This window comes from Sphingobacterium sp. SRCM116780 (genome assembly GCF_021442025.1).
In the GTDB taxonomy this organism is placed as follows: domain Bacteria; phylum Bacteroidota; class Bacteroidia; order Sphingobacteriales; family Sphingobacteriaceae; genus Sphingobacterium.
On the sequence record NZ_CP090446.1, the window covers coordinates 2,783,495 to 2,801,516 of the forward strand.

Annotated in this window: 22 protein-coding genes; all 22 read left to right on the forward strand. The window is 35.0% G+C overall.

All coding sequences use genetic code 11. The features are described 5' to 3' along the window. The first annotated feature begins 20 nt into the window (after window positions 1–20). A complete protein-coding gene (locus LZQ00_RS11940; protein WP_234509521.1) occupies window positions 21–668 on the forward strand; it encodes an NAD-dependent epimerase/dehydratase family protein in 648 nt (215 codons plus the stop codon). Window positions 669–743: 75 nt separating this feature from the next. After that, window positions 744–1,625 (forward strand): SDR family oxidoreductase, encoded by an 882-nt coding sequence (locus LZQ00_RS11945; RefSeq protein WP_234509522.1) that lies wholly within the window; start codon window positions 744–746, stop codon window positions 1,623–1,625. A gap of 98 nt (window positions 1,626–1,723) precedes the next feature. Further along, window positions 1,724–3,265 (forward strand): serine hydrolase, encoded by a 1,542-nt coding sequence (locus LZQ00_RS11950; protein ID WP_234509523.1) that lies wholly within the window; start codon window positions 1,724–1,726, stop codon window positions 3,263–3,265. Beyond that, the gene (locus LZQ00_RS11955; RefSeq protein ID WP_411028067.1) at window positions 3,262–3,492 is read left to right on the forward strand and encodes a VF530 family DNA-binding protein; all 231 of its coding nucleotides are present in this window, start codon (window positions 3,262–3,264) and stop codon (window positions 3,490–3,492) included. The genes LZQ00_RS11950 and LZQ00_RS11955 overlap by 4 nt, the downstream gene beginning before the upstream one ends. A gap of 39 nt (window positions 3,493–3,531) precedes the next feature. Next, a complete protein-coding gene (locus tag LZQ00_RS11960; RefSeq protein ID WP_234509525.1) occupies window positions 3,532–4,365 on the forward strand; it encodes a helix-turn-helix domain-containing protein in 834 nt (277 codons plus the stop codon). Between the two features lie 5 nt (window positions 4,366–4,370). Further along, window positions 4,371–5,249, forward strand: a complete 879-nt coding sequence (locus LZQ00_RS11965) for an NAD(P)-dependent oxidoreductase (RefSeq protein WP_262910934.1) — start codon at window positions 4,371–4,373, stop codon at window positions 5,247–5,249. 9 nt (window positions 5,250–5,258) lie between these two features. Then, window positions 5,259–5,717: an SRPBCC family protein gene (locus LZQ00_RS11970; protein ID WP_234509527.1), complete on the forward strand. Its 459-nt coding sequence runs from the start codon at window positions 5,259–5,261 to the stop codon at window positions 5,715–5,717. A gap of 19 nt (window positions 5,718–5,736) precedes the next feature. Further along, window positions 5,737–6,282 (forward strand): SRPBCC family protein, encoded by a 546-nt coding sequence (locus tag LZQ00_RS11975; RefSeq protein ID WP_234509528.1) that lies wholly within the window; start codon window positions 5,737–5,739, stop codon window positions 6,280–6,282. Between the two features lie 6 nt (window positions 6,283–6,288). Next, the gene (locus tag LZQ00_RS11980; protein WP_234509529.1) at window positions 6,289–6,735 is read left to right on the forward strand and encodes a VOC family protein; all 447 of its coding nucleotides are present in this window, start codon (window positions 6,289–6,291) and stop codon (window positions 6,733–6,735) included. A 66-nt stretch (window positions 6,736–6,801) separates the two neighbouring features. Next, entirely contained in the window at window positions 6,802–7,275 is a 474-nt protein-coding gene (locus LZQ00_RS11985) for an OsmC family protein (RefSeq protein ID WP_234509530.1), read from the forward strand. A 139-nt stretch (window positions 7,276–7,414) separates the two neighbouring features. After that, on the forward strand, window positions 7,415–7,990 hold the full coding sequence (locus tag LZQ00_RS11990) for a pentapeptide repeat-containing protein (protein WP_234509531.1): 576 nt from the start codon (window positions 7,415–7,417) through the stop codon (window positions 7,988–7,990). Window positions 7,991–8,049: 59 nt separating this feature from the next. Next, entirely contained in the window at window positions 8,050–8,427 is a 378-nt protein-coding gene (locus tag LZQ00_RS11995) for a hypothetical protein (protein WP_234509532.1), read from the forward strand. Window positions 8,428–8,611: 184 nt separating this feature from the next. Beyond that, a complete protein-coding gene (locus LZQ00_RS12000; RefSeq protein WP_234509533.1) occupies window positions 8,612–9,388 on the forward strand; it encodes an ABC transporter ATP-binding protein in 777 nt (258 codons plus the stop codon). 15 nt (window positions 9,389–9,403) lie between these two features. Continuing rightward, window positions 9,404–11,074, forward strand: a complete 1,671-nt coding sequence (locus LZQ00_RS12005) for a hypothetical protein (protein ID WP_234509534.1) — start codon at window positions 9,404–9,406, stop codon at window positions 11,072–11,074. A 45-nt stretch (window positions 11,075–11,119) separates the two neighbouring features. Beyond that, the gene (locus LZQ00_RS12010) at window positions 11,120–11,533 is read left to right on the forward strand and encodes an SRPBCC domain-containing protein (RefSeq protein WP_234509535.1); all 414 of its coding nucleotides are present in this window, start codon (window positions 11,120–11,122) and stop codon (window positions 11,531–11,533) included. Window positions 11,534–11,559: 26 nt separating this feature from the next. Next, window positions 11,560–12,642 (forward strand): DKNYY domain-containing protein, encoded by a 1,083-nt coding sequence (locus LZQ00_RS12015; protein WP_234509536.1) that lies wholly within the window; start codon window positions 11,560–11,562, stop codon window positions 12,640–12,642. 480 nt (window positions 12,643–13,122) lie between these two features. Continuing rightward, window positions 13,123–14,868, forward strand: coding sequence for a DKNYY domain-containing protein (locus LZQ00_RS12020; RefSeq protein WP_234509537.1), 1,746 nt, complete (start codon window positions 13,123–13,125; stop codon window positions 14,866–14,868). Window positions 14,869–15,269: 401 nt separating this feature from the next. Then, a complete protein-coding gene (locus tag LZQ00_RS12025; protein WP_234509538.1) occupies window positions 15,270–15,476 on the forward strand; it encodes a TIGR04139 family peptide modification target in 207 nt (68 codons plus the stop codon). Between the two features lie 17 nt (window positions 15,477–15,493). Beyond that, window positions 15,494–15,721 carry a TIGR04139 family peptide modification target gene (locus LZQ00_RS12030; RefSeq protein WP_234509539.1) on the forward strand — a complete coding sequence of 76 codons (228 nt, stop codon included), beginning with the start codon at window positions 15,494–15,496 and terminating at the stop codon, window positions 15,719–15,721. Window positions 15,722–15,840: 119 nt separating this feature from the next. After that, complete coding sequence (gene gwsG / locus LZQ00_RS12035; protein WP_234509540.1) at window positions 15,841–16,743, forward strand: grasp-with-spasm system ATP-grasp peptide maturase; 903 nt, start codon at window positions 15,841–15,843, stop codon at window positions 16,741–16,743. 1 nt (window position 16,744) lies between these two features. Next, window positions 16,745–16,936 carry a hypothetical protein gene (locus tag LZQ00_RS12040; protein WP_234509541.1) on the forward strand — a complete coding sequence of 64 codons (192 nt, stop codon included), beginning with the start codon at window positions 16,745–16,747 and terminating at the stop codon, window positions 16,934–16,936. Beyond that, a complete protein-coding gene (gwsS, locus tag LZQ00_RS12045) occupies window positions 16,933–18,021 on the forward strand; it encodes a grasp-with-spasm system SPASM domain peptide maturase (RefSeq protein WP_234509542.1) in 1,089 nt (362 codons plus the stop codon). The genes LZQ00_RS12040 and gwsS overlap by 4 nt, the downstream gene beginning before the upstream one ends. Window position 18,022 lies beyond the last annotated feature (1 nt).

The following is an 18,022-nucleotide window of genomic DNA, read 5'->3' on the forward strand; positions in this document are numbered from 1 at the left end:
AATCATTTAAATACATAACGATGAGAATTATACTAACAGGGGCAACAGGAATGGTTGGTGAAGGCGTTCTATTTGAATGCATACAAAATCCCGATGTACAAGAAATATTGATGGTCAATCGCAAACACTATTCAATGGAATCTCCCAAGTTGAAAGAATTAATTATTCCAAATTTCATGAAATTGGAAGATTATCAACAAGAACTAGCTGGTTATGATGCTTGCTTTTATTGTGCTGGTATCAGCTCCATCGGGATGGACGAAAAAAAATACACCGAGATTACCTACGACACCACCACCCATTTCGCTACACAACTTACCCAATTGAATCCCAATATGGTTTTTACGTTTGTATCCGGAGCGCAAACGGACAGTACTGAAACCGGTAAAACCATGTGGGCACGAGTAAAAGGTAAAACAGAAAATGCTTTGCTGAAGCTACCATTAAAATCAGTCTATAACTTTAGACCAGGGTTTATGAAACCGTTTAAAGGACAGAAAAATGTGAAGTCGATTCTTAAAGTTGTTATCGCCATCTTCCCTTATTTATTCCCTAAGAAATCGCTTACCATGGAGCAAGTAGGGAAAGCCATGATAAACGTTGTAAAACAGGGATATGCAAAAGCGATTTTAGAAATTGAAGATATCAAAACAGTCTCTTCTAGATAAAATAGTACAAAAACGAAGTTTCTTTTTTGTAAATTGGGTTACAATTTTGATTATAAACCACTAAATGGTATAGAGATGAGTATAACACAAGGTATGCTTCGTGATGATGCACTAAAAGGTAAAAATATATTAATTACAGGAGGTGGTACAGGTCTTGGAAAGGCGATGACGCGATACTTTTTGCAATTAGGAGCACAATGTATCATCACGAGTCGTAAAGAAGAGGTCATCAAGAAAACAGCCCTCGAGCTAAGCGAGGAAACAAATGGTAAGTGTATCGCGATCGCTTGTGATGTTCGCGATTATGAACAAGTCGAAACAGTCATTGCATATGGCATTCAAGAACTCGGTTCTATTGATGTATTAGTTAACAATGCTGCAGGTAACTTCATCTCTCCTACTGAACGTCTTAGTCACCGCGCTTTTGAATCCGTTTTAGGAATTGTGTTACAAGGAACGATTAACTGTACATTGGCACTCGGAAAAATCTGGATCGCAAATAAAGATAAAGACAAAGCGGTATTAAATATTGTCACAACTTACGCAAGTACAGGTTCAGGCTATGTCGTTCCTTCTGCTTCCGCAAAAGCTGGCGTGCTGGCAATGACTCGATCATTGGCTGTAGAATGGGGACGCAAAGGCATTCGTCTGAATGCGATTGCCCCTGGTCCTTTTCACACCACAGGAGCCTTTGATCGTTTGTTCCCAAGCAACCTCAGTAACACCCTCAATCCTGTCAATAGAATCCCGCTAGGACGAACAGGAGACCTACAAGAATTAGCCAATCTAGCAGCATATCTAGTATCTGACTATTCCGCTTATATCAACGGAGATGTTATTACCATTGATGGTGGTGAATGGCTAAAAGGTGCTGGTGAATTTAATGCTCTTGATGCCGTTTCAGAAGAACAATGGGACATGGTTGAAAAACTGACTCGAGGAGCCAAAAGCACATAAGAAATTACTTGCGGTAAGATGAAAATTTTACCGCTTTTTTATGTTCATACAAAACATATACTGTTTTATTCAGATATTTGAGGAACAATAACGAATGGATGAAAAAAATTGCCCTCATAACCCTTCTTTTCCTTAATGGATCTTCTTTATTATTTGCACAAAATATAAAAGAAAGTACCGTAGACTCTTTGGTGCAACAAACCTTATCTACATTCAACGTACCTGGTATTGCAGTAGGTATCGTAAAAGATAATCAAGTTATCCTGGCAAAAGGTTATGGTATTGCCGATCTCAATAAGATGAACAAAGTGCGATCTTCCACAAATTTTGGAATAGCATCTAATTCAAAAGCATTTACGACTTCAGCCTTGGCTATGTTGGTCGATGAAGGAAAATTAAATTGGGACGATCCCGTTCGAAAATACATTCCTGAGTTTAAAATGTATACGGATTATGTTAGTGAAAATTTTACTATCCGTGATTTATTGACACACAGAAGTGGTCTAGGTTTAGGAGCCGGCGATTTGATGATTTGGCCAGATGGACATGACTTTACTCCTGAAGACATCATCCATAATATTCAATTTCTAAAACCCACTTCAGGCTTTCGTACAAAATATGATTATGACAACCTGCTTTACATTATCGCAGGAGAAGTACTCGAGCGAGTAACAGGACAAACTTGGCAAGCATTTATTCAAGAACGGATTTTTAATCCCTTAGCGATGAATCATTCAGCCGCTAATTGGAATTTACTGCAAGATCGCGAGGATGTTATTGCTCCCCATGTACCTATATCGGGCAAAGTACAAGTTAGTAATCGGTACACAAATACCATCTTGGACGCTGCTGGTGGGATTTACTCCAATGTTGATGATCTGAACAAATGGATGATTTTCCATCTCAATACAGGAAGTATCAATGGGAAACAGTTGATTTCTAAAAAGCAGATGAAAGAATTAACGACAGCCCAAACCATTATCCCTGGCACTACCTCAGCACCGTATTATTCATTATTTAGAGCTTATGGATTAGGGTTTCGTCTGACAGATGTAGCTGGTAAATTAGAAGTGTCACATACCGGTGGCCTAGAAGGTATTGTGACGCAAATTGTTATGCTTCCGCAATTAAATCTAGGTATAGTTGTCTTAACAAATCAACAAGAAGGTGTTGCCTTTAATGCCATTAGTAATAGCATTAAAGATTTTTATTTAGGTATATCCGATCAAAAATGGATTTCAACTTATCAAAAAAGTTTAACGCAAAATACGGCTCAAGCGGATAGTATCACACAAAACACATGGCGCATCGTTGAAGAGAATAAAAAAACCAAAGACGTACATCACCAAGCAATTCAAGGTCACTATGTCGATAATTGGTTGGGAGATGTAGCCATTCAGGTTAAAAAAAATAAGTTAGAATTTGCCTCTAAGCGTTCCCCGCAACTCACAGGTGAGTTATTCTATTATCAAGATAATACCTATGTTGTAAAATGGAACAATCGTTTTATGTATGCCGATGCGTTTGTTAATTTTGATATTCAAAAGAACGAAGTTATTGGATTTACCATGAAGCCCATCTCACCATTGACAGATTTCAGCTTTGACTTTCAAGATTTAAATTTTAAAAAACAAAAATAATGGAACAACAGAATAATCCACTACACGGAAAAAGATTGGATGCTATACTAGAATATCTAGTCACGTATTTCGGCGGTTGGGAAGAATTGGGTCAACGGATCAATATTCGCTGTTTCAATGAAAATCCAAGTATAAAATCATCTTTAGTTTTTTTACGCAAAACGCCATGGGCTCGTAAAAAAGTAGAAGAACTTTACCTTAAAATTTATTTGTACGAAAACAAATAATTCGAACTTGAAAAAGCTCTTTTATTGTATCTTTATAAGATGAAAGAGCAATTCAGACCATCTTTAATTGTTGAAGAAATTGAAGAAAAATCAAAGTTAAAATCAACATCAAACGGTTATAACCACCTTATTTTTATTTTCAAAGGAAAGGGTAATCTACATTGCTCTTCTTTTAAACATAAGTATGGCGAAGATGATCTTTTCCTATTTTCTACAGAAGATATTTTTGTTTTTGAGGTCAAGAAAAATAGCAGAATGGTATCCATTCAATTTGATCCAACATATTTCAAAAACCAGAATACATTCTTAGATGATTTTAGATTAACCTACTCCCCCAATCATCTTGTTCAATTGGATCAATTCAAGAGAGAAAAACTAAGCTTCTCCAATAAATCTCTTCTTTTCCTTCGCAATACCCTAGAAAATCTATTACTCATTCAAAAGAAAGATGAATTGAACAGCAATTCATTAGCCTATTTTCAACTACTTTCTCTTTTTGCTATTCTGGAGAAAACACAAAAAATCATTCCTCCGGGAGATGAGAAAGAGACCTTGAAAGATGAACTCGTCGCTTATATTGAACAAAACATCTATAGCCCACAACAAACTCAAATTAAAACGGTCGCAGCCTCGTTTCATATCTCGATCAATTATTTCAGTGCTTTTTTCAAAAGAACTTTTGATATGACTTACAAGAACTATATTGATAGCTATCGATTAGAAATCATTGAATCAAGAATTCGAACAGGCTTATATACAATGAAGCAAATTGCTGAAGAATTGGGTTTTATCGATGATAGTCATTTAACACATTTCTTTAAAAAGAAAAAAAATATGACCCCAACAGCATATAAAAACCAACTCAAAAAATAGTTGTTATATTTAGTAATAAATTCAGAGATATGCATAGTAAAAAAATCGGTTGGATTGGGTTAGGAAACATGGGACTTCCGATGGCGAAGAACCTCGAAAATGCTGGATTTTCCTTATCCGTTTACAACAGAACCGTAACCAAAGCAGAACCCTTTATCGATCAATCAGAAGTCTATATCAGTGCGATAGAATTGGTTAAAAATTGTGATATCATCTTCACAATGGTGACAAACGACCAAGCAATTACTGACCTTTTTCAGCAAATATTTACACTTGAGGATCTTTCAGAGAAATTATTCATTGATATGAGTACCATTTCCAAAGGACTATCTTTAAAAATTGCACAAGAAATACAAGAACGACAGGCGCGATTTATTGACGCTCCAGTAGCAGGAAGTACAGCCCCTGCAAAAGAAGGAACGCTGATTATTATGGCTGGAGGAGAAGAAAAGGATATAGAAGAAGCGTTACCCTATTTACAAAAACTGGGTAAAGCGATTAAACATTTGGGTCCTGTAGGAAGTGGTATTGCTGCAAAGCTTGCTATTAACTACTTCCTATCCATCATTTATCAAGGACTAGCAGAAACCGTTTTATTTGCAGAAAAAAGTGGTATTGCAAGAGAAGATATGTTAGCCATTATCAATGAAAGTGCAAGTGGTAGTGGAGCCACCAAAGTTAAAACCCCACTCCTATTACAAGACGACTATCGACCAGCTTTTGCGTTAGATCTGATGCTGAAAGATATCAACCTCGCTAAAAAAGAGGGTGTCAATACTCCGATGAGCGCTGTTTTAATCGATAGCTATCAAAAAGCACATAATGCTGGTTTTGGAGAATCAGATGTGATTGGTATCATTAATTATTTAAAACAAATTCAATAGTATACCCCCATGGAAAATAAACTATATGTAGAAGCACAAATGCTAATTAGAAAACCTGCTTCAGAAGTTTTTCAAGCATTTATTGATCCTGAGATCACCATTCATTTTTGGTTTACCAAAAGTTCAGGGAAACTGGAATTAGGCAAAACCAGTATTTGGGAGTGGGAAATGTATGGGGTCAAAAGCCCGGCTACTGTTCAAGATATTATTCCAAATGAAAAAATTGTCGTGCTTTGGGGAGAACCTGCAACAGAAGTCGAATTCAATTTTAAATCTCTTTCTCCAGAGAGCACCTATGTTGTCATTAAACAGAAGGGATTCTCAGAATCAGGTGACGAATTGACGAAGATATTAATGGATTCAACAGGTGGATTCACAACAGTCTTAGACGGATGTAAAGCCTATCTTGAACATGGGATAAACTTAAATTTAATTGCTGATAAATTTCCAAAAGAAGTATTATCTTAGATTAAATAAACTTTAAATTATGAAAATTTTAAAAAGAATCCTAATTGGGTTACTCGTTCTTGTAGCAATCCTGTTAGTAACAGCTTTATTCATTAAAAAAGATTATGCTGTTAAACGAGAAATCACCATCAACAAACCAAATCAAGAAGTATTTGATTACATTAAATACTTACGTAATCAAGATTTTTTCAGTAAATGGGCAATGATGGATCCCAATATGCAAAAAACGTACTCGGGGACCGATGGTACAGTTGGATTTATCTCTGCTTGGGACAGTAAATTGGATAGTGTGGGAAAAGGGGAACAAGAGATCTTAAAAATCGATAATGGAAAACGTATTGACTTTGAGATCAGATTCATCAAACCTTTTGAATCAAAAGATAAAGCCTACATGATTACCGAACCAGTATCTCCAACGGCGACAAAAGTAAGCTGGGGATTTGATGGTCACATGAATTATCCAATGAACCTCATGTTACTCTGCATGGATTTTGACAAAATGCTAGGTGGTGATCTGGAAGTAGGATTACAACGATTAAAAACAAATTTAGAAACTAACAAATAATAAATCATGACAACAATTAATCCCTATTTGACATTTGACGGAAATTGCGAAGAAGCATTTAATTTCTATAAAGGTGTTTTCAAAAAAGAATTCCAATATGTTGGTAGATTTGGTGAAATGCCACCTGCAGAAGGCCAAGAGGCTTTATCGCCAGAACAAGCAAATAGAATCATGCATGTTTCTTTACCTATTGATGGAGAAAGCGTTTTGATGGGCAGTGACAGCATGGATGAATCTTGTGGCGGTGGTCCCTTTGTAAAAGGTACAAACATTACACTATCAATCAATAGCACTGAAACTACAGAAGCTGATCGATTATATGCAGCTCTATCAACAAATGGTGCGCAAACAATGCCTATGAGTCAAACGTTCTGGGGAGCTTATTTCGGTATGCTGACAGATCAATTTGGCATCCATTGGATGATCAATGTTGATGTTAACCCACATAAATAAAGATTTTAAATTCGTAAATTACAAAAGCTAAACGGGATACGTTTAGCTTTTTGTATTTTTTTAATTATGGCAAAAGAACATCACTATCAGCAAAAACTAATTTGGACAGGTAATATGGGTAAGGACACCTTATCTTACCAAGATTATAAAAGGGATTTTGAAATCAAGCTACCCTCGAAAGCGACAATCTTAGGTTCATCAGACCCTGCATTTTTAGGTGATCCAACCAGGCATAATCCCGAAGATTTATTCTTAAGCGCAGTATCAAGCTGTCATATGCTTTGGTATTTACATTTTTGTGCAGTATCAGGCATTCTCGTAGAACGATACGAAGATCAACCTATTGGAATACTAACAGAGGAAAAATCTGGCGCTGGCCAATTCACAAAGATTACACTTCACCCAACAGTTTGGATTAGAGGATCCGAACATGTAACACTAGCTAAAGAATTACATGCCAAAGCAAATAGTTTTTGTTTTATCGCAAAGTCAATAAATATTCCTGTCGATCATCTTCCCGTAATTATTGTTGTTGAATAACATCTGGCAATTTGTTTAAAACTTGCTAAATATTGAAGGTCTCTCAACCACTAACATTTACTGTATTCTTGAGTATAAAATCTAGAATTAGAGAAGCAACTTTCCGTATATTCTTGATTTAAATTCTTTACTTTTGAATATGACTACTGGATATTATGAGAGCGAAAAATTCAGCTCTATCGATTATAAAAAGAATATTTTCGAACAAGCAGAATATGACAATTGTACTTTTGAAAGCTGTGATTTCTCAAATTGTAAATTAAACAATAGTATTTTTGCAGATTGCACCTTCATTGATTGCAATTTTTCATTAGCAGAATTGTTAGGAACATCCTTTCAGCAGGTGCTCTTCCAGAACTGTAAATTATTAGGATTACAGTTCAATCAATGCAATAGTTTTGGTCTCTCCTTTACTTTCCAAAATTGTAATATCGATCATGCATCTTTTTACCAGTTGAAAATCAAAAACACAAACTTTACAAATTGCCAATTGCGAGAAGTAGATTTTTCAGAATCAGATTTGACGAATTCATCTTTTAATTCTTCTGATTTGAATCAAGCAATCTTTGATCAAACAAACCTCGAACAAGTGGATTTTCGAAATGCACTAAATGTGGTCATCTCCCCCAATAGAAATAAACTAAAAAAAGCAAAATTTTCTTTGTCCAGTCTACCAGGCTTATTAACTGAATATGGCATCAAAATCGAAGCATAATTTTTTAAACTTTTCTTCTCCTCCTTTGTTTTTTCTTATATAGAAAAGGAGAGATAAAAATGTCAAAACAAAATAAGAAAAACGAAGAGGATAACGAATTTAAAACTTCAAATCCGGATCAATTGGCATACGATGCTGATAAAAAGTCTTTCGAATTAGACGTAGACGATGATGACCCAGATTACGATCATCCAAGTGATTATGAAACTGTTGCAGAAGGAGCCATTGATGACGATTCAACATACGACAATTCAAACCCGTATGTTGGGGATGAATATGCGGATTTGGATGATCTGATAGAGGATGATTTGGATGGGGATGGCATGCGCATAGAAGGAGAAGTCAAATTGAATCCGCTGGACAAATTACTATCAGAAACTCCAGAAGATCTACAAGATGATCTCGATGAAGAAGGCTATCCGATCAACTACGATTAAGTATATAAAACAAATCAACTCCTTCAAACAAACTACATAAGCGTCATCTCCTATTCCGTTTGAGATGACGCTTATTTCGTTTTCTAAGAATTAGCTACCTATTATTAGCGCTGATTTCCTATTTATAAAATTTCACTAAATAAGCTTTCAAATTTTATATCTTTAGCTTATAATATTATAGTGTATGGAAATCAACAAACCTACCATTAGAATTTCTAATCTTCGAAAATCTTATGGTACAAAAGAAATATTAAAAGGAATTAATTTAGATGTCTATCCAGGTCAAGTTATTGGTTATATCGGACCAAATGGGGCGGGAAAATCAACTACCGTAAAGGTTTTAACGGGCTTAATTAATGATTTCGAAGGTGAAGTGTATATCAACGATATTGATATCAAAGAAAATCCGTTAGCGGTGAAAAGTCAAATTGGATATGTTCCTGAAAATGCAGAACTCTATGATGTACTTACTCCAATGGAATACCTAGACTTTGTCGGCAAATTATACGGGATGGAAGATACACTCATTCAACAAAGAGCTCAACAATTATTGACCGCTTTTGGTTTAGAAGCAAATATAAACAACAGGATGGATACCTTTTCCAAAGGTATGCGTCAAAAAGTACTCCTCATATCAGGTATTATCCACAATCCACAAATCATCATTTTAGATGAACCTTTATCAGGATTAGATGCGAATGCGGTTATCATTGTTAAAGAATTGATTTCTTTATTGGCAAAAGAGGGTAAGACAATCTTTTATTGTTCCCACATGATGGATGTCGTCGAAAAAGTATCCGACCGAATTTTGTTAATTTCAGAAGGAAACATCATTGCTGATGGTAGTTTTGAACAATTAAAAACAAATCAATCAGACTCTTTGGAACAGATCTTTTCAAAACTCACCGGAAAAGAAAATGGACTCGTCGATGCCTCCAACATTATTTCAGCCATTCGTTAATTGTAATTAGATAACATGCAAAAACTAACGTTGAAATTTATTTTGCTTTTCAGCAAACTATGGGCAAGTATGGGTATTGATGTCGCACAATTGAGATTAATATTGCAAACAAAATTAACCCTGGACGATCGTCGTCCTTTAACCTCATTTTCAAGAAAACAAAATAGAAAACCATCTCAATATTCTACCTGGTTTCAATTCTTTATATTTTCCTTGATGGGTTTGATGTTCCTAGCATTTGTCACTGTGCCAGACAAATTCTTAGCAACCTCTTTATTCCTGACACTAACATTGGGGATGCTATCCCTTTCATTAATCTCTGATTTTTCGAACATTTTATTGGATACGAAAGATCAATATATTATCCTTCCTAGACCAGTTTCGGATAAAACGGTTGCATTTTCGAGAATACTCTATATGATGGTTAAGATTTCAACGCAATTGATAGCGATCACATTACCGAGTATTATCTATGTTTTCATCAGCTGGGATATCTTATCCTCCATCTTTTTTCTCATTCAAATTATAATAGCTGCACTTGTAGCTGTTTTTTTTGTCAATATTTTTTATTCCCTATGTCTCCGATTTTTATCCATCCAAAAATTCAAGGATACCATAGGTTATATGCAAATATTCTTTTCCATTTTTGTTTTTTTAGGCTATCAAATAGGCCCGAGAGTTATGCAAAGTGTTACAGAAGGAAAAACCAAAGTCCATGATCTAAAATTACTTTGGTTATCTCCTGGAACATGGATAGCTTCTTTTCAAGCGTTGCTAGTAAAAGATTTCAGTATGTTAATCTGGTTATTTTTTGCGCTTACCATCATCTTGCTTATTATTGCCTTTTTTGGTTCGTCACAATTATTCTCAAAGGATTTTAACACTAAAATAGCACAACTCGCAGGCGGTGATCTTCCAACCGAAAAGATGGCAACATATGATGCCAGAAAGATTCCATTCTATAAAAAGATTGAAAAGATATTTACCAGTGGCCCCATAGAAAAAGCTGGCTTTTCAATCATTTGGCTCATCACAGCACGTTCCAGAGAATTTAAAATGCAACTGTATCCTACGATGGCTTATTTACCCATCTATTGTGTTTTTCTGTTATTGCAAGGTAAAGATAGTACATTGGCTGAACGCTTAGATCATATGAATGCAACTGGAAACTACATTTTAATTTTCTACTTGTCGTTATTAACCGTACTGAGCGTTTTTCAATTAATCACCAAAAGTGAAAAATATAAAGCTGCATGGATTTATTATGCAGCACCCATTCAGCAAACAGGCGAATTGATGTCGGGAGTATTGAAATCTGCCTTTTTAAAATATTTTATTCCTTTCAATCTCATTTTCTTGATCATCTGTGTGCCCCTTTTTGGACCACATGTCACCAATGACATTCTATTAGCGACAGCAATTGGTGGGATCGAAAGTGTTTTGGTCATGCTCTTTTTAGTAAAATCATTTCCATTTTCTCAAGCAACAGAAAATGGAAAAAGTAGAGTGCTCATCAATATATTAGTTTTCGGACTATTAGCATTAATTGGATACTTACATATCATCATTCGTGATTATGAAATGATCATTTGGGCGCTTGCTATTATCGCTTGGATTATTTTCTTACTCATGATCAAATATCTTAAAAAAGAAAACTGGAAGAGTTTAGCTTTTGATGACAATTAAAAAATCAATTACCTTTATAAATATTCATTTATTACACATATCCTTATGTCAACAATAACGATTAGTACTGATATTCATGCCCCATTAGCATTTGTGTGGGAGCTATTTACACTTCCTGAACATATTGTCAAATGGAATGCAGCAAGTGATGATTGGGAAACTACTTCAGCAACCAATGACCTCACTCCTGGGGGCAAATTCAGCTTTCATATGGCTGCAAAAGATAAAAGTTTTGGGTTTGACTTTGGAGGAACATATGATGAAATTAAACCATTAGAGCACATCGCCTATACCTTACAAGATCATAGAGAAGTAAGTACAAAATTTTTAGAAAATAATAATACCGTTACGATCGTTCAAAGTTTTGAGATTGAGACAACGCATACCGAAGAAATGCAACGTGCAGGTTGGCAAGCGATACTAGATAATTTTAAAAAATATGTGGAACTGCAACCATAACTTATAGCAGTGTATCGGACTTATCAATGAAAAAAAATCTATATCGTATATTGTTATTCTCGCTGTTAGGAATCTTTCTTTCCTGCGGTGAACAAGTAGATCCCTTATCACAGAATTACTATCTCAAAAGCGGTGAAATATGCTATACCCCTGGAGGAAATTGGTTTGAAAGAGGATCCGTTAAAACAGATGCTGATAAAAACACGTTTCAGGTATTATCTGAAGATGTAGGAAAAGACAAATCTCATATCTATTACAAAGGTTATAAACAACCTCAAGTAGATTACCATTCCTTTTCTATAGCGCATGGTATTTTTAAGGATAAGAACCATGTATATCACGACAATAGCTATGACATCGCTTATAATTCTCCTCATAGTCACGAATGGAGCATCATTCCATTAGCAGATCCACAGACTTATGTCAAGCTCACAAAACCGTATTACGAGTTTGCTAAAGACAAGAACAGGTATTTTTATAATAACGAACCGCTAGAAGTAGATTACCAGTCCTTTAAAATTATCAACAAACGGTTTTCTAAAGACAAAAATAGCGTGTATATACATGATGGTAATACATGTACACCGACCAAATTTACGGCTACAACTGTGGACTCACTAACAGATTCCTATATTTTGCTTGACAATAAAACATTACTTTACTATCAAAACAGCCTATTTGACCAGCATTTTGATATAATAAAAAATATACGCGTACTCGATAACACAGTTGTATGTATCAATGATGCCGTGATTGTAGATGGACAACCTTTTAGAACCAAAGATGCGGATGCTACATCCTTTGAAATACTCTTCCTGTCCAGCACATTTTTTATAGCAAAAGATAAAAATCAGGTGTACTATCAGGAGGAAATTATCAAAGATGCCGACCCTGCAACATATCAACATATGCATCTATCGATAGGCAAAGACAAAAACCACGTATATAATGGTACCGAAATCATACAGGTTCCCGATGTCGCAACGTTTCGGAGAACTAGTAAAAGTGATAAGAACTATGATTTTGAAGACAATAAGGGAAATAAGTTCGACTATATATTCAGAGATGGAAAAGTAAAGCTTAAGAATCAATCTGGGGATTTTCTATAATTACTCATAAGAGAAGCCATACTTACTAACCAGCGACTTCTTTAGGTTGGCAAGCGCTATTAGACAGTTTCAAAAAATATGTAGAACATCAGCCTTAGCTTATAGCAGCATGTCTAATTTATTAATAACCTAAATTCGATTTTAAAATAATGTTACTTGAGTGGAGCAATTGCTTAAAAATTTAATAACAAATTTTAACCAATGTAATCTTACTTAAAAAGGATTTAAGTGATCCGTTGGAACACTTAAAACAGGTGGGGATAAATAATTACAGTAATTTTAATAAATTAGGAAAATTACAAAAGCAATCTTCGAACGCTGTCATCTTATGTATATTTTGGGAATATCTAATACCAAGAGCTATTTCAGAAATACGTTTTTGATGAACTCAAAGGCGAAGAAGCTAGGCATCTTTCGGCTAATAGTCGTGAGGATACGGAATGCTAATTTAAGTGCTAAAATTAAAGAATGAACGTAAACATGATTAAACGTATTGGCATAACGGTGGCTATTGTTGCCGTCACGTTTTCATTGTTACTTATAGCATCCTTGTTGCTATCGGACTCCAAAGGTCCGAATAGTATGGATATCGATCGTAACGGACAGGATATAGGGGGTATATTTAAGAAGTACAACAACCAGATATATGCATCCGTACCAAGTAATGGTAATTATCTGATCAAGGGGGCTGACCCTAGCAGTTTTAGGTTGTTGGATGACAACTACCAAAACCGTCAGTTCGGTGTAGATAAACATCACGCCTACTGCGGAAACCTAATTGTCGAAGATCTCAATCCCTCTACAGCTAAAGCAATTGGCAATGATTACTTTAGTGATGGCAAGCAAACGTGTTACTGTGCGATGATGAGTGTCAACAATGATGCATTATCCATCGTTTCAGAATTAAACCAGCGGATGCAGTATGGTTTAGGAATTACGGATGATAAGCCCCAGACCTATATTTATCCCTTCTTTAAGCTGAAAACCACTGCAACTCCTTATCGTGCAATCTTGAATACAGATATTGCTACGAATGGTCCCTTATCTTACTACGAAGGAAAAATTCTGCCCCAAGCAAATTCGGAACATCTTAGACAGATTCCAAAATTATACAACGATGGTGATATCCGTGACAGTGAAATCTATCTAGCTGATGGTCAACACGTATATTATAAAAATACCCGACTACCACTCCAAGATAATGCGGATCTATACGCGATCGTTATTGATGCGCAAAATCAAGAAAATTATCTCATCGACCCTAAACAGGGTATGGCATATGTCAATGATATTGCTTTCGAAAAGCAGCATGCCCCCTATCATGTATTGTCTTTACATGGCGGACATGTTTATCATACGTTATTTCTAAGCAAAGATGGGATATTCTACTTTGATAAGGAGGAAAATAAGGTTTTGAGAGTCAAAGACAATCCGTTTAACAGTGGAAAATTTAAAGAAATCGCACCGTTGATTTTTTCTGATGGTCAGCAAATTCTCTATACAGAGACAAGTGACTTTTGGGGAGGTAGAAGAAATCCTGGACTTAAATCCAAATCAACGCATATCTATAGGCTAGATGAACCCACGACAGGAACATGGGAAAAGATAGGTATGGTCAATTATAATTATGGATCGGTTTGGAAAAATGGAAGTAACTATTATTACTTTGATCAACTTGGCGATACACAGCTGGTTGGTCAAACCATTTATCGTATTACCGATAAAGCTACGGTTGATGCCCTTCTATCACCAAAAATCCAGACAGAAGAAATTCGAAAACTCGTTCGTACAGATCATATGGCAACGATCAAAAAAACAGAATTGGTGAATGCCAAGACCTCCTACTCCACCAATTATTGGTTTTTATGGGCTGTTATACTTTTTGCTGTAGGTATTCAACTATTCCTATGGATTTTAAGGAAATCAGGTGTCAATCCAAAGCCTTTTAGTATCGAAAACAAGCGCTTTAAAGTAAATAGTTTATGGACCAAGTCTTATTCGTTATCAGATATTGATCTGGTTGTTTTCTCCATAGAAACTGCCGCTCGGCAAAATGGTTATACTGGACGTTTTCAAATTCAAACAAAAGATGGAAAACTGTCCCGTAAATATATGTTTGCAACTCAACTGCGGTTAAGTGCAGATACGAAGCAAGAACTGGAACTTTATATTGCTGACCTACAACATACGCTGAATCAGTATCAGGTTCATAGTGTTGTAAAATAAGGTCAACTTTCTAAGTATATAAAATTCAAAATCTTCAAACTGATTTCTCGTTGCTACTCTCCAAAAAGTAACATCCAACGGAATGCTGTTCAATCCTAAACGTGATAGTATTACGCAATATATTGATAACTAAACTAAAATAAATTCACGCACGATAAATTGCTGATGCTTCATTTGATTGTGATATATATATTCGAGCATTACAAATCTTATAATGGACATGCAATGTAGCATGATCAATCAGGGTAAATTATTGATGAAACGAATATCACTTAAAAGTATGCGAAAGTCTATAAATACCTATCGAATATTTATTACCCAAAAAGACACTTGACTTATTGATTAATTTTAAGAAACACGAGTATTAAGGTATTCAATTTGTTAATTATAATTTTTAAAAAATGAAAAAATTAAACGGAATGAAGAGTTTCTCTTCTTTAGAAAACAAAAAACTAGACTTAGAAAATTCTAAAGCTGTGTTGGGTAGTTTAGCTGGTGGCCCTCAGTTTATTCAGTCTAATTTTCTCGATGAAAATGGATGTCAAGATGTCGATTATTATTATGATGGTAAATGGCGTGCTAGACATTTTGATTGTTCAGGTTGCTAATCTTAAATTTTAAGAAAATGAAAAAGTTAATAGGAATGAAGGATTTTTCTACTTTGGAAAAGAAGAAAGTCGATATGAATATCATCGGTGGGTTAGCGATGTCCGGTGGCGGAGGTTTTTATGAAATACAATCAAACTTCGTTGATGCGCATGGTTGCTATGATGTAGATGTTTATGATGGAAATGGAGGCGCATACTTGTCAAGAGTATGGATCAGAGAAGGAGGATTTCCCCACTTAGATTAAGCTGAACTTCAATTTTAATCAAATACTTTTCTAAAACACAAGCTGCTTTTGTTTGCAAAAGCAGCTTGTGTTTTAGAAAAAGGTTGCTATTCTCAAAAAGTACGATACCATTCAAATTTATGATTTTAATAATCTCTAAAAACAATGAAATCACGACTACAACGGTCATAAAGTGGCTTATTGCCATGAATAAGCCATTTATTCGCATTCATGAAGATGAGGTGTTTGAAATCAAAGCTGTAAAAAAAAGAATCCTTTTAAAAAGTCATCGCAATCAATTTTTTCTTGATGAGATAAGGGCTGTTTGGTATCGAAGAGGAGGTATAGCATTTGATACGTTAAAGTATCAGAATCCAGCTATAGATCGCTATATGTTTGAGGTACAACACTGGTTAATGGATTATGTGATCAAGTCTTTGGAAGGAAAAAAACATATCAACAAGGAAAGTAACAGCCATGTAAACAAACTATTGGTTTTAGAAAAAGCAAAAGAAGTAGGACTGGATGTACCACCCTATTTTTTGGCTGAGGATATGGAAGATGTGATCATCAATCAAACCATAGTAAAACCCATCTCTGGAACGCCAATAATAGATCAGATCCAAGAAAACCAAAATGGAATTATGTATACATCGGTTATTGAACAAAAGAAAGCGTCGAACTTCTTTATTTCTTTTTTTCAAGATAAGATCGAAAAAGATTTTGAGATCCGAAGTTTCTATTTAAATGGAAAAATTTACTCGACAGCCATTATTTCACAAAACGATGAAAAAACCAAGATTGATCATAGAAGATACAACAGCAAAATCCCCAATAGAAATGTGCGGTATAACCTTCCTCTGGAAGTAGAGCATAAAATTGATGTATTGATGCAGGCATTAGATTTAAACTCGGGCTCTTTGGATTTTATCAAATCCGGTGATACGTTTTATTTTTTAGAAATTAATGCAATCGGCCAATTCTTAGGGATGTCAAATACCTGCAACTATGGATTAGAAAGAGAAATAGCAGCATACTTGTAATATGGAAGAAAAAGTAAAAGACCTGATCATAAAAGAAAAGAACAAACTTCCATTGACCTTTGAATACATGGAGTTGTATGGTGGTAAAAGTTCGAATAATTCAAGTTCATCACATTATCTGAAATGTTCAACCTATCAAACAGATTATTTGTTACGGACAAAACCATTTAAACGATTGACGAGACTGATATGAGATTCTTTAATTTGTACAGTGATATCTTTATAACTAAGGGATATAATCGTATACTGATTTCCGATTTAGGAAGAAATATTTCTAAATTATATCCTTTGGAATTACATGAGCTTATAGCAGAATTAAAATCTACTTCCATTGAATCGGTACTTGAAAATTATGATTCCGAATCCAAAATTATTGTCCAAGAATATGTAGATTATTTATTGGAAAAAGAATATGGTTTTATAACTGAAGGTGATTGGGACAAAAATTTTCCACCCTTATCTTATGCATACCACGATTATCAATTGATCTCCAATTTATTTATAGAAGTTGAAAAATTAGCGCTATCAGAAACGTTAATACACTCTATAGTCAACCTAAATATTAAGCATTTGGTTGTTTTTTGTAGAAGTGCAGCATCTTCACAGGACTTGATCGATTTTGACGGCACTTTTGAAAATACACCTTTAGAAGGTTTAGAAATATATTCGGCTTATTCCACGGCAATCAATGCCGATTTTCTTCAAGCTGTTCAAGATCAAAGCCAGCGCATTTATCATTTGGTATTTTATCAATGTGAAGAGGTTCCTGTGATTGCGAATACCAGCTACAAATTTATGCTAGATTTTACGGAAGATATACTATCAATTAATTCCTGTGGAAAAGTAAACGTGGATGACTTCAGTACGAATATGCCTAAGGTTTTGGAGGCTATAAACCACAATTCCTGTCTTCACAAAAAGCTTGGGATTGATATCAATGGCAATATTAAAAATTGTCCAGCAATGCCACAGTCTTTTGGTAATATAAACGAAATGACTTTAGAACAGGTTTTACAACAAGATGCTGTTCAGCAATATTGGCACCTGACGAAAGATGAAGTTATGGTCTGTAAAGATTGTGAGTTTAGAAATGTGTGTACCGATTGCAGAGCTTTTACAGAACGTTCACATGATAATAAATTAGGTTTAGATATCTCAAAACCCTTGAAATGTGGCTATGATCCGTACAGCAATGAATGGTCAGACTGGTCATTGAATCCGCTGAAGCAGCAAGCAATAGCACATTATGGTTTTGAACAATTGACAGTGAAAGAATAAA